General features: G+C 32.3%; 14 protein-coding genes. All 14 read left to right on the top strand.

Features of this window, described 5'->3' with window-relative positions; genetic code table 4:
- Positions 1–2 precede the first annotated feature (2 nt).
- Positions 3–485, top strand: coding sequence for a PTS sugar transporter subunit IIA (locus EXC46_RS02290; protein ID WP_044888835.1), 483 nt, complete (start codon positions 3–5; stop codon positions 483–485).
- Positions 486–499: 14 nt separating this feature from the next.
- Positions 500–1,156 carry a 3-keto-L-gulonate-6-phosphate decarboxylase UlaD gene (locus EXC46_RS02285; RefSeq protein ID WP_027333395.1) on the top strand — a complete coding sequence of 219 codons (657 nt, stop codon included), beginning with the start codon at positions 500–502 and terminating at the stop codon, positions 1,154–1,156.
- 2 nt (positions 1,157–1,158) lie between these two features.
- Positions 1,159–2,031 (top strand): L-ribulose-5-phosphate 3-epimerase, encoded by an 873-nt coding sequence (locus tag EXC46_RS02280; protein WP_027333394.1) that lies wholly within the window; start codon positions 1,159–1,161, stop codon positions 2,029–2,031.
- A 3-nt stretch (positions 2,032–2,034) separates the two neighbouring features.
- Positions 2,035–2,778 carry an L-ribulose-5-phosphate 4-epimerase AraD gene (gene araD, locus EXC46_RS02275; protein ID WP_027333393.1) on the top strand — a complete coding sequence of 248 codons (744 nt, stop codon included), beginning with the start codon at positions 2,035–2,037 and terminating at the stop codon, positions 2,776–2,778.
- Positions 2,759–3,589, top strand: coding sequence for a Cof-type HAD-IIB family hydrolase (locus EXC46_RS02270; RefSeq protein WP_027333392.1), 831 nt, complete (start codon positions 2,759–2,761; stop codon positions 3,587–3,589). Before araD ends, EXC46_RS02270 begins: the two co-directional genes overlap by 20 nt.
- Before the next feature lies 1 nt (position 3,590).
- Positions 3,591–4,082, top strand: coding sequence for a hypothetical protein (locus EXC46_RS02265; RefSeq protein ID WP_027333391.1), 492 nt, complete (start codon positions 3,591–3,593; stop codon positions 4,080–4,082).
- Positions 4,083–4,381: 299 nt separating this feature from the next.
- Positions 4,382–5,296, top strand: a complete 915-nt coding sequence (locus EXC46_RS02260) for a DnaB-like helicase C-terminal domain-containing protein (protein ID WP_027333389.1) — start codon at positions 4,382–4,384, stop codon at positions 5,294–5,296.
- A 12-nt stretch (positions 5,297–5,308) separates the two neighbouring features.
- The gene (locus EXC46_RS02255; RefSeq protein ID WP_027333388.1) at positions 5,309–6,145 is read left to right on the top strand and encodes a hypothetical protein; all 837 of its coding nucleotides are present in this window, start codon (positions 5,309–5,311) and stop codon (positions 6,143–6,145) included.
- Between the two features lie 18 nt (positions 6,146–6,163).
- Complete coding sequence (locus EXC46_RS02250; protein ID WP_044888834.1) at positions 6,164–7,819, top strand: hypothetical protein; 1,656 nt, start codon at positions 6,164–6,166, stop codon at positions 7,817–7,819.
- Positions 7,820–7,823: 4 nt separating this feature from the next.
- Positions 7,824–9,035 (top strand): hypothetical protein, encoded by a 1,212-nt coding sequence (locus tag EXC46_RS02245; protein ID WP_027333387.1) that lies wholly within the window; start codon positions 7,824–7,826, stop codon positions 9,033–9,035.
- Positions 9,025–10,944, top strand: coding sequence for a hypothetical protein (locus tag EXC46_RS02240; protein ID WP_027333386.1), 1,920 nt, complete (start codon positions 9,025–9,027; stop codon positions 10,942–10,944). Before EXC46_RS02245 ends, EXC46_RS02240 begins: the two co-directional genes overlap by 11 nt.
- Before the next feature lie 49 nt (positions 10,945–10,993).
- Positions 10,994–11,488, top strand: coding sequence for a hypothetical protein (locus EXC46_RS02235; protein ID WP_027333385.1), 495 nt, complete (start codon positions 10,994–10,996; stop codon positions 11,486–11,488).
- 16 nt (positions 11,489–11,504) lie between these two features.
- Positions 11,505–12,485, top strand: a complete 981-nt coding sequence (locus EXC46_RS02230; protein WP_027333384.1) for a hypothetical protein — start codon at positions 11,505–11,507, stop codon at positions 12,483–12,485.
- Entirely contained in the window at positions 12,485–13,759 is a 1,275-nt protein-coding gene (locus EXC46_RS02225; protein WP_027333383.1) for a hypothetical protein, read from the top strand. The genes EXC46_RS02230 and EXC46_RS02225 overlap by 1 nt, the downstream gene beginning before the upstream one ends.
- The last annotated feature ends 3 nt before the right edge of the window (positions 13,760–13,762 follow it).

The raw sequence follows: 13,762 nt of genomic DNA, 5'->3' as shown, positions 1-13,762 counted from the left end.
ATATGAATCAATTAAATTTATTAGAAAGTCTATTGGCAAACGATGCAATTAGAGTGCATCAAGAAGTTGAAACATGGCAAGACGCAATTAAGGTTGCTTGTGAACCTCTTGAAAAAGCAGGTGTAATAACATCTAAATATTATGAAGATATTTTAGAATCGACAAAAAAATATGGACCTTATTACATAATAGCTAAAGAATTCGCTATGCCACATGCTAGTGCAACAGAAGGATCTGTTCTAAAAAACGGATTTTCACTTGTTACATTGAAAAAACCTATAGTATTCGAAAATGGTGTTTCTGTAAAAATTTTAATGTGCCTTGCAGCTAAAGATGGTGAAACACATGTTAAAGTAGCTATTCCTCAAGTAGTAGCTGTCTTTGAAGATGAAAGCAACATCGATAAAATCGCAGGCTTCACAACAAAAGAAGAAATTATTGATTTAATTAAATCAGTAGATTACACGAAATACTTAATGGATTAATTTAAAGGAGAAATATGGCTAAACCATTATTACAAATAGCTTTAGATAACTTAACAATAGAAGATGCAATTGCTTCAGCTAAAAAGGTTGAAAAATATATCGATGTAATAGAAGTTGGAACAATTCTTATAGCTTCAGAAGGTAAAAAAGCTATTAAAGCTTTAAAAGAAGCATTTCCAAACAAAATTATTGTTGCTGACGGAAAAATTGCTGATGCTGGAAAAGTTTTTGGAAAAATGTTTTTTGAAAACGGTGCAGATTTTACAACATGTATTTGTGCAGCTGAATTACCAACTATTGTTGAAACGATGAAAGTTGCAAAAGAATATAAAGATTCTAATGAAGTTCAAATTGAAATGACTTCAAACTTCACATGAGAACAAGCAGAACAATGAGCAAAAGCAGGAGTACCTCAAGTAGTATGACACCGTAGCCGTGATTCACAAGCATCAGGTGTTAAATGAGGTGAAAGAGATATTAATGCTGTAGCAAAATTATCTGAAATGGGATTCAAAGTCACTGTAACAGGTGGTGTTGCTTTAGAAGATATTAAACTTTTTAAAGATATTCCTATTTACATTTTTATTGCAGGGCGTAGCTTAAGAGATGCTGAAAATCCAGAAGCTGCTGCTAAGGCATTTAAAGATGAATTTGAAAAATACTGAGGATAATAATGAAACACAATAAAACTCGTTTATTGGGAATTTACGAAAAGGCAATTAACAATAAATTTAATATTGAAGAAAAGATAATTATTGCTAAAGAAGCTGGTTATGACTTTATGGAGTTTTCGGTTGATGAATCTCCAGAAAGATTAAGAAGATTAGATTGAACAGATAAAGAAATTGCTGAAGTGCAAACTTTACTTATCAAACACAACTTTATGTTTAACTCAATGACCTTATCAGGTCACAGAAAATACCCATTCGGTTCTAAAGATACCAAAACCAGAAAAAAAGCTATCAAGATAATGGAAAATGCAATTATCTTGGCTAAAAAATTAGGTATTCGGACAGTTCAATTAGCTGGTTATGATGTTTATTATGAACAACATGATGAAGAAACCGAAAAATACTTTAAAGAAGGTATGAAAAAAGCTTTACAATTGGCTCAAAAACATTCTGTAATGCTTGCTTTTGAAATTATGGATACAAGATTCATGGGAACTATTTCAAGAGCTTTAAGATGGGTTAATGAACTAAATAATATTTACATTGGAATTTATCCTGACTTAGGTAATTTATACCAATGAACAAATTTTGAAGATTTAGAAAATGAATTATTAGTCGCTAAAGACAAATTAGTCGCGTTCCACTTTAAAGATACTATTCCAGGTAAATTTAGAGATATACCTTTTGGTGAAGGAACGGTAAACTTTGAAGCTATGTTAAGTGTACTTAAAAAACACAAACTTAATCAACCTATTATGATTGAAATGTGATCACTTAACAAAGCAGATGAAACAAAAGAAGAAGCGCTTGAATATATTAAAAGTGCAAAAGAATTTTATGAAGAGTCATGAAATAAAATTGGCGGAGATAAATAAAAAATGAACAAAAATATAATTCCTGCAGAATATAAAGAAGAGATAAAAAAATTAAAAGAAGAAGTGTATGAAGCTAACTTAAAACTTGTTGAATATAAATTAGTTATTCATACATGAGGAAATGTTTCAGGTATTACAAAAGATCGTAAGTTTATGGTTATCAAACCAAGTGGTGTAGCTTATGATTTATTATCAGCAGATGATATGGTTGTTACAGATTTAGAAAACAATATTTATGAATCAAAATACAATCCATCAGTTGATGCCCCAACACATACTTTACTTTATAAAGCAAATCCTGATATGAAAGGAATTGTACACACACATAGCGTAAACGCTGTTGCATTTGCACAAAGCGGACAAGACATTCCTTGTTATGGTACAACACATGCTGATAACTTTTATGGGCCAGTACCTTGCGCAAGAGCTTTAACACCAGAAGAAATTGATGGTGAGTACGAACACAATACAGGACTTGTTATTTTAGAAACATTTAAAAATAGAAATATAGATTTTAAAGCAACTCCTGCTACTTTAGTTAAAGAACACGGACCTTTTGTTTGATCATTCAAATCACCTATGGATGCCGTAAATATGGCATTAACTTTAGAAACAGTAGCTGAAATGGCTATTAAAACTTCTATGGTTTCAAATTTCAAATCTTCAACAGCGCAACCAGCTTTAGTTAAAAGACACTATTTAAGAAAGCATGGAAAAAACGCAACATATGGACAAAAAGCAAAATAAATATATTTTTGATTTAGATGGAACGCTACTAACTAGTAGCAAACAATTAACACCAAATACAATCACAGAAATTAATAAATTGCACCAAAGAGGTGACTATGTGTTTATCGCAACTGGTAGACCATATTATATGAATAAAAAAATCATTGCTGATTTAAACGTTAAAACACCAATTATCAATGCAAACGGAGCTGCTATTTTCGATCCTACCACAAATAAGGTTATTTACGCAAATAACTATACTACTGAAGAAGCAACAACAATTTGCAAAATATTGCTTGAAAACGAAATAGATTTTCTAGCATATTCTACCACAATGATGTTTGGTCACAATGTTCATAATCCAGCATGATTTGGTAAAATGATATACCCTTTCGTGCATGATAAACAAAATATTTATAGATGAGAATATTCTGAGAGTAATCTCTTGGAAGCAATGCAAACCCAAAAATTTATTAAGTTTTTAATCCTTGCTGAAAAAATAGATCAAGAAATTTTAAATAAAGTATTAGATAAAATTCATGAAAAAGTATCGAATGCATATTTTGTTAAATCGCAAAAAAGTGTAGTAGATATTATGCCTCAAGGTTCTAATAAATGAAAAGCCATCGTTGAAACTATCAATTATTTAAACTTAGACTTTACTAATATATATACTTTTGGAGACGCATTAAACGATTATGATATGGTCAAAAACGCTTCTACAGGGATTGCAATGGGTAATGCTGTAGAAGAAGTTAAAAATGTAGCCAAAATAATTATTGATACAAACGACAATGAAGGAGTAGCTAAATATTTAGCAAAAATTTAAAATGAGTGTTAAAAGAGCGATTAAAGTAAGATTAAACAATATTGACGGTAAAATTTGATATTATCCTTCGATTTGAACACTTTCGATTCGTAAGTGAGCATCACGACCTTACTTTAATATTCAACACTTTTTAGAGGAAACAGATTATATTAATCAACCTTTATGAATAGATATTAACGGGGATTCTGATTTTAAAATTTTTAATACTTTCCAAAAGATTTTGAAAACAAATATTTTTTTGAGTGAGCCAGTTGAAAATCAAACACGTTTTGAATTTCAATTATTCCCAAAAGTTAAATTAATAATCCCTATCGAACAAATTACAAAAATCAAACAAGGTAAGTTCTTTTCGTGACCATTAATTGATTTTCAAAGAATGTGTCAAAAAGATCTTAACGAACTTAAATCAGGGGAATCGCTCGAAATTATCTACAATGAAAAATATAATTTCATTATTCAAAAGGTTCAAGCAACCTCTGAAAACTCAAACTAAATTAAACCAATTAAAAAACATGGAATTCTTTTCCGTGTTTTGTTTTTGCCTTTGAGAAAATTCAACATTTAATAATCTATTCCAAAAAGATGTTTAAAGGTTTAAAATGCTCCTACATTTTACTTGACTTATATATATATATATATATATATACCGCACATTTGATAACATACCCCCAAGCGCACCGAGTGAGTGCGCTTTTTTCTTTGTTTGTGTTGCTACCCCAACACACCCCCCAAGAAAAAAAATACCCGCCCTTCCTTTTAATCTAGCGGCCTTTATGGAAAGGAAAAAAACAAATGAAAGATTATTTTAAAACACCCGCGGGTGTTATTAAAGAGTGAACGGAACAACCACAAATAAACAAGAACGCAATCAGAACAACACAATTTCAAGCAATTGACCACCAACTTAGTGGACTACGCCCGAAGCAGTTTACTATTATCGCCGGGAGACCCGGAACGGGGAAAACTACTTTTATTTTAAATATGATAAATAACATTGCTTCGAGCTTTCAAGATAAACGGGAATGCTTCTTGTTTATCTCGCTAGAACAAACAGCGGAAGAAATCACGCAGAAGCTTATTTCAATAAATGGAATTGTTGAGCTTTCTTTATTCAACAATGTACAGAACATTAAAACTGAGATTATGGACAACATACCAGAAGTTATGAATAAGGTTTCAAAAATTCCGCTATGAATTTGAGACGGAGCAAGCACAACCGTAGAAGATATATTCGAAATAATGCGAGACATTAAAAAAGCAAACTTTAACGTTAGGGCTATATTTGTCGATCACATACAAATATTAAACGCTAAAGATATGAACCGAGCACCTTTATACGAAAAGGTTTCTTATGTTTCAAGGAAACTGAAAGAAGCGGCCTTATCTTTTGGTATTCCGGTTATAGCATTAGCACAGTTATCAAGGGAAGCCGTTAAATCTAAAAACCCACGTGATAAATTTGACGGTGCGAGTTCTGATCTTACACAACTTAAAAACTCGGGTAACCTTGAACAAGATGCTGACACTGTTTTATTTTTAAAGGAAAATCAAATACTACCAGACGGAACCCCGACGATATGAATAGATATTTTGAAAAACAGAAACGGAGCACGCGGGGGAGCTTTATTAAAATTTGCGTCTAGTTACGCAATCATTGAAGATTTTGATAATAGCCCAAAAATTGACCTAATACAAAAAAGGGGCTAAAGGAGTAATAAAATGGAAACACAAGTAACAAAATACAAAAACTACCGTGCTATATGTCGGGGAAGTGTAGTGATTGACAAAATATCACCTATACACGAAGGAACATACGGAAAGAGTAGACGAATAACAGCAAAAGCTTTATCGTTTTACAATGGCGAGGTAAAAAGCTTCGTTCTTGCGATGTTTGTGAATAATGAGCTTGCCGATATGTTTGATAACTACAAAGTAGGGGACACTATTAGCATTTTCGGGACTTATTCAATACGTGAATATACCGAAGCTAATAAGAAAACTCAAAACATTACCGTAAGAGTTGAGAAATTAGGTAAATCGTGCGATAATGCGCGTGGTCTTATCTTTGAAATAGCTGGGTATTTAACAAATAAGCCAAAAACTCAAAAAATTACCTTACCGAATGGAGAGCAACACGACGCCTTTTCATTTAAATTAGCTTTTAAGGACTATGAAGAAAATACAACTTTTGCGTATTTTAATGGCGACCACATTAGCATACCGAATAAGTCGGCTGTAATGTCTGACTATGATACTGGTGATTTTATCCAACTTGAAGGAATACCAAAAATTAATAAATCAGAATGACAAGGTTTAACATACTACAATCTTGCTTTTAATGTTCATAAAATTAATTTCGTTTCACATAAAACAAATAAATTTATGAATATTCAAGCAAACGCAAACCTTAACAGTTTACAAAGTAACCCGTGAGCAAGTGGCTACACTAGTGCCGAGCCAGTTAGCGAAGCAACTAGCAAAGCGGACGAAATAAAAGATAAGTGAGCACAAATCTTTAAAGATGACATTTTTACAGGTGCTGCAATCGACGAATAACAAGAAAGGGGGTAGAGTATGGCGGAAATTTTAGACATTCCAACATTTACAGAAGAAAAGTTAAGGCAAATTTTAAAATATACCGATTTAGATGTGAACCCAACTTATGACGCTTTTAAATCTAAAGAGTTTTATGAAATTCAAAGTGGAGCAAAAGGAGTATCTAAGTCATTTGGTGGAGCTATTATTTCAATTTATCGCCTAGTAAATGAGAAAATTTTTAATTCCGTTTGATGTCGTAACCAGTATAACCACATCAACAACACTTTAAGGCCAATGTTCGCCAAAGTTCTTGATTTTTTAAAGGAAGAGCACGGGCTAGACTACACCCCATTTATTAAGATCACAAGTGAAGCCGTTTACTGAAACGCAGACGATGGCGGAAAAGGAAGGGCTATTTATTTCCAAAACTTTGAAAAGACGCAAGCCTTTCAAGGTATTACCTTACCTTCATCTTCGTTTAGATTTGGAGAGCTTGTAATTGACGAACCTATCGAAGACCCTAACGATAGTAAGAAAACACCTTACGAGCTTGAAAAGCTTTACGAACTCCAAGAAGAAAAAATACCCCTTTTAATTCAAAATACCGTTTTAAGGGTAGCCGCTCCGGAATGGTTCCAATTAAAAGTAAAGTTCTTTTATAACATCTTTACAACGGACCATTTTCTTATTAAAAATTATCATAACAAGGTAATCAAATTAATACACGAAGACGGGTCGCTTAATACTGAAATTATGGACAAGCTAATAAGCTCCCATTTCATTAAAGAAACATCAGAAACATTTGAAGACGATGCGGGTATTAATGTAATTATGTTCGCTAAAACATACGTTCCGAAAAAAGAGCTTTCGACAAGACAAATTCAAAACTTAAACACGTTAAAAGAAAAGAACTACCGTTTATGATGTATAACCGTCGCGGGTTTTGCTTTTGAAGAAGATAAGAATAAAAATAATTTTTATTTAAGGCCTTACATAATTGACAAGACGGGAGCAATTAGCGAAAATATTGAACTAATTACCGAAAATCAATTTTTACAAATAATTGAAAGCGGTGAGCTTGTTTCTGTTTGAGACGGCTTCGACCCTGGAAAAACAGATAACGCGTCTTGGTGTCGTGTTGGTCTTTTAAGAGACGGAAGCATTGTTTTAATTAATGCCGTGGAAGATCTTAAAGAAATTGCGAAAAGCTCTTCGCGTGCTGAAGTTAATAAAGTTTTAATTTCTTTAATAAATAGCTCAAACGAATTTATTAAAAATAAGATGTATGAGAGTGGCCAAGATATTAGCGAGTTTAATACTCTTGTTTTAACTGATAACGACATTATTAATGAGAACATTAATTTATTAACAGAACAATTCAAAATAAACGATATATATGCGGCCAAGGCCAACCGGAGAGATACCAAAACAGAAAAATTCGGTATTGTTTCCCGTCAAAATTGAGAGATATTTATTTTTAGTAATAAATTAGTTAAGGCTATTCCAACCAAAGGAGTAAAAAAGTTATTTATGAACTTGGTAAAGCAAATTATTCCACCCGGAGAAGAGAAAAGGGACGAAACAGCTTACCCGGAAATTTATGACCTTATCAATGCCTTTGAAATGGCGGCAAGCTATATTTATAAATATCAATTCAATTTTTTAAACGAAAAAGCAAAACAAGGAGCGTAGTAATATGAGCAAGTCAAACGCTGAACTAGTCGAAGCACTCAAACGTCAACAGTTAAAAGACTTTTACAAGAATAACCCCGGCATTTATCAAAATGGTAAATTTTCGGAGCCTAATTCTAGAAAACAATTCGAGACCGACGGGGCTAATATTCAAGTCACACAATTAGCAAGTAAGACGCCGGAGATTGAAGCGAAAAACAAAAAAGAAATTTTGGAGTTCTTGGAGCGAAATAGATTTATTGAAAAAATTCAATTGTTAGAAAAAGAGTTATACAAAAAAGGTCTTTACGCATTAGGAATTAAAAAAGGCAAAAAAATCGTTTTAGGTGAAGTATTAGAATACACAGAGAACGAAGACAATGAACTAACTTTTTTAAGAGTTATAACCCAAGTATTAAAGTGGAAGGGCGACAAATATAATGTAATTGAAACGTGAGAGTTAAATTCAAATGTTGTTAAAAAAGAAATTCAAAATATGGAAACCGGTAAGGTTGAGAGTATGAATGATAAGGACGACATTTATAAACAAGAAATTAACTCATACGAATACATACCATTTATTATTTTTAGAAATAGAGCGGACGAAATGCGAGACATTGACCTTGTTAATGTTGATGCTTTCGAACTTCTTGATTTAAAAACTAAAGCGTTAGCATTAGACACGTTTTTATCTCTTCCTATTCCTTCCATTAATTGAAATTTAGGTGGTAATAAACCCAGAGAAATACAGAGCGCATTATTTAATATTGATGCCGACCGTATTGTTAAGATTGATACAAAAAATGCCCTTGCGGGGTTAGGTGATAGCTTTGATGTTAAATATGCTCCAACCCAAGCACCGACAATTATTCAAGCTATGGAAAGTGTAAGGTACTGAATTAAGAAAAGCTTACTTTTCAAAAAGGACGGAGACGACGGGGGAACACATAACAGACATACAGCAGAAGTTCAAAAAATGAACTCCGATTTTGAGGATTATATAGAAGCAAAAGCAAACTTACGTGAATGCTATTATCTTGACTTTTTTAAATTAGTTTTAAAAGTTCTTAACCTTGATTATAACCAGCAAATTAAAGTTATCGTTTCAGGTTCTACTAAATGATTACACCAACAAGCTACATTGTTACAAACAGATCAAAACGGGGTAAATCTAAACCCTAACGCAACCGCACAAGTTCAAGACAATAACGATAAGGAAAATAGTGATGTGAAATAGAGAATTTGACGGCCTAGTTTCCAACTCTTTAACATTTCAAATTTATAAACTAAAAACAAACAACAATAAAGTAATTTTCGAAGCAAACACAATAAATTTTATTAGTTTGGAACGTGTCGGTCAGTTTGATTTTGCCATTTCTCAATCATTTAGAAATAACGTTATTTTATCAAATGAAGATAAAACGAGTTTAGGACTATATCAAAGTTTTCAAGTTTATACAGAAGAAGACATACCATTTATTGACGGGCAATTTTATATTTTATCAGTCAAAGATATAAAGAATTCTCACGATTTAGAAGAAGCTTTTTACTTTGAGAGCAAAATTCAAGAAGATGCTTTCAACGAGATAGCTAACAGATCAATAAAGGAATTCACAATAACAAAGCTAGCGGCCTTGAAAGAACTACAAGGAATAGAGTTTGTGCTAGGTGACGGCAAACCTTTTGAAAGTTCTATAACTTTAAAGTTTGATAGAAATTCACTTATTAATAATTTGAATTTTACAATGGAAGCACCAAGCGGAGCAACTTATAAAGCGTTACCCCTACAACACCCAGACAACGAACAACCTTTCTTATTTTTCTTTAACCCTATCAATGTTAGAGATAGCGGGCATTTTATGTATTTATGAAGCTTTAACCCAACTTTTAATTTACCTTATGATTATTTAATTAACTCTACAAATGTTGTAGAAGGTGAAAGGGTTTTAAATATCGAAATGCTTTTCACTTTTTTAGGTATCTTAACATTTAAAGATACATTCCTAAAAATATGAAAGGTTATCGATGTTGTAGATAGCGGGTTTCAAGGTTATTCAGAAGAACGAATAAAAAGATTTAGGGAAGAAAATGGAACATTTCAAAAATCAGAAGACTACATAAACTTTATAGTTTCTGCATATCTTAAAAATAATAAATTAACAGATAAGCAAAAGAACGCAATTAAAAGCTTAATTCTTTTGTGCTCTTCACAACTTTCGGGTTACTACACTTTTAAAGGTGGTAGAACGGAAGAACATAAATTAGCGTTCCCTTTCTTTATTGAGAAAAGCGGAGAACAATTCTTTTTAAAATCGCTTTATTACATTGTAGAAAATAACCAAATTAAAAATAATAATAAAAATAATTATTTAAACCACAATACTATTCAAATACACGATCAAGCTGTTCAATTGCCTTTATTACCAGAAAGATTGACGGAGTTAGATTTTTCAAGTAACCCCGTAGATTTTAATAATAAGACTTATAATTTCAACTACCCTTTTTGGCTTTGATTAGCAGAAAGAGAAAGGGAAACACTTTTAAGTTTTAATTATCAAAAATTCCACCTTGCTGATCTCAAAACAATTGAATTTGAAACATTAAAAGACGAGTTATATTATTATCAAGTTGATGCCGTGGATCGTCATATGGATAACATAGCAGCACACATAGCAAATAACGACTTTTCTCTTATGCCTACTGCTGCACGCGAGCAAATTCCACCAGGGTATAAATTTGTTCCCGGAAGTTGGGAACGCTCTTACAGTGACGAACACATAAGGGATGACGATGACGGATACGGTGGAAGACACCCCGTTTATAAAAGAACATATAAATTTAAATTTTCAGTAAAAAAAGAAAATGACGAATTAGCTCAATTTCACCCACAAAATAAATGATTTATTGAGCAAAAAGATGCGTTGATTGTTTTTAATAAAAAGCAATTAGAACGCTTCACATCTTCAAATGAAGTTTCTTTAACTTTTAATTTTGATTATGAAAATGGCCATAAGGTTAAGGAAATGGAATTACTGAGTTTATGAACTCCAATTATAAAACTCAATTACAAGAAGCACGATTATACTATTAAAACAGCAAACTATAAAGATGCTTTATCAACAAGAACAAGAATTATATTCTGGTAAAAAATAAAGGGAACTGCTGCCCTTGAAAAGACGGAAAAAGGATCAAAATATGGAATTATTAAATAAATTAAGCGAAAAGCTTGGGTTATCTACTCAAGAAATAGCTGAACGTTTAGGTTTACCGGAAAACTATAAACGTATCGAACTGCTAAACAGTTTAGGAATATACAGCATTTTTGAAACCAAGGAAGAACTAACGAACTACCTAAATTCAAAAATTGTTAACAAAATGGAAGAGAACGAAAAACTTTCAAAAGAGCTAGAGCTTTACACTAATCAAGTGGAAAGTCTTGCGCAAGAAACTACAAAAAACAAATCTAGACTTATGGAAGTAGTTGAGCAAGAATTTAATAAAATCAGTTTTTTAAATAGCCCAACCGTCGACCTTCTTAATATTGACGAGCTTGATTTTAAAAACTTAAATAAATCAATTTTAAAACAAGCCGAAAAAAATAATTGAAAAGTAGCCGAAGCTCAACCAGAGAAAAAGGACGATAAAAAAGAATTCGCCTTTTACCCAAAGGGAGTTATAAGCACGTTTTAATATAAGGAGTTAAATTATGGAAATTAAAAGCGCATTACGTGAGCAATTCACATTAGCACAAGCAGGCAACCCGACAGGTAAAGCCTTAACACTTAACCAGGTACAAGCTTCAGTAGCATTAGCTCAATTCGCAGAAGTTAGCTTATTTAATTTATTAGCTAAAAACAATGTTTTATTAGAAGCAAACAGCTTAAGTGTTCAAGTTCTTAAAAACCAAGCATTAGAATTTAAACCAAAAAGCACACTTGGAACCGGAGCACTTGGTAAATGAAGAATTACCGAAACAGAAACTATTGCTTGAAATGCTCCAATTGTAGCCGTTGAAGGTATTTCAGCATACGAGAGCGAAATGATGCCCGTAGACCTTGCCGCAATCAAGGGAGCAAAAGCAGCTGATCAATTCCAAAAAACATTTGAAAGAACAGGGTTCAAACTTATTGAGAATACAATTATCAAACAAGGTGGAACTCAAAAAATTCAAAAAGATTTATCACAATTACAACCATTAGAAATTTATAACGAATTAGTGGGTCAAGCTACTAAATTACTTAAAACAGTTAAACCAGAGCAAGGTATTGACCTTTTAAGACGTGACCAGATTGTTATTATGGTGGAACCTTTATTATTTGATAAATTAGCAATTGCTGGACTATTAGGAAATAGAGCAGCACAAACATTAGAAGAAGGACAGTACGGAATTCAATACGTAGGGGGTTATAAAATTGTATCTAACCCTTACCTTACAAAATTTGACGCAATTGTATCTGTTAACTTCGCAGCATTCGGAGCACAATCAATTATTAAAATGACATATGGCCCACTAGATAATTTAAGTGCTGACCTTGGTTTCTACTTTGAGGGAAAAATGGCGCACGCTGTTTTATATAAAGATTTATTAGTAGGGTTCACAAAAGAAAGCAACTTAAACGCTGCGTATAAAGAAAATGAATACGTAGAATTACCAGAAGGTGCTAAACAATTAAAAGACGGTAATTAATGATATTACTTTATAAGAATGCGGACTTTAGTCCTATTTCTATAAATCAAAACAAAGAAAGAGCAAAGGGGACAATTTGAAGTTTTTTCAAATCTTTGGGCTCTTTCTTTTTTGAATTAGTTGCGGAGTTTGTAATTGATGCTATTAGTATAGCCGTTCCACTTGCGGGTATTCCCTTACAACTTATTAAGGCGGGTGCTCGATTTGTTAAGAATGTTATTTTTGAATGAGTACAATACGGTACCATTTCTTGAAAACGTATTTTAATAAGCACAGCAACAGAGATAGCAAGTTTAGGAATGTCAAAAGCAATTAAAGCACTTTCGAAAGTTTCAAGAACTTTTGCTATTTCAAAGCAAGCAATTTCATTTATCAAAAGCGGTTTTAGTGAAAAGGTGGCCAAGGTTGCGGACATTCTTTTTAAGAAAACTTTTAAATCAAATAATCAAGTTGTTAATAAGCTTAAAAATTTAGGTATTAACAGCGCAGGCCAAATAATTAGCAAGGGTAAGGAAGTTTACGAAATTATTAAGAACCCTTTAAGTTTAATTATGAAAGGCCAAAGCAAATTGTTAGAAATGAGTAAAAAGCAAATTGCTAAACGTATTGACAAAATAGCAGTTGAGCACTGGGAAAAGGTAAATAAGAAATTAATTAATCAAGGGCTTTTAAAAGCTCATACAGCCGAAAGATATGCCCAAGCATTACACAAATACAATAAAGGGCAAATTTACTTTTTAAGTTCCTGAATAAGTGGGGTAAGGGTAGAAAACCCAGAATATTGAGTACAAAACCAAATGATTACTTTTTTCTTATATTTCAAAAGAGAAGCGACAAGCACATTAGATAACCCAAAAGGTAAAAGACCCCTTCAACTTGTTTTACCATTGAAGGACTTTTATGAATTTATTTACGCCCCAAGTAAGGGAAGGTATTACCTTGATAAAATTGCTTGGGGTTGAGAGTTAGGTAAAGGGTTAAGAGATTTAAGCAAAATTAGTTTTAAGAATTTAGACGAGTTTAAAAACTCGGACGAATGAAGACGTTTTCGTTTAAATGAATATGCGAATGAATATATGGAGCAATTGAAAAACGATCAACAAATTACGGACAAAATTAGAAAACACAGAACAAACAAAACGCAAAAAATCGCTTACGTTCAAAATGGAGAAAGTGGCTTAACTTTAGGGTTTGCTCCTAATGTTCAAAGTGCTAAAAGTCACATTCATACGAGCCAAGCGATTTACAGAGTTAAAAGACCTAAAAGGAGATAAAAA

It is taken from the genome of Mycoplasmopsis glycophila (genome assembly GCF_900660605.1).
Taxonomy (GTDB): domain Bacteria; phylum Bacillota_I; class Bacilli_A; order Mycoplasmatales; family Metamycoplasmataceae; genus Mycoplasmopsis; species Mycoplasmopsis glycophila.
Note: the sequence above shows the minus strand (reverse complement) of the source record. Positions and strands in the feature narration are given on the sequence as shown.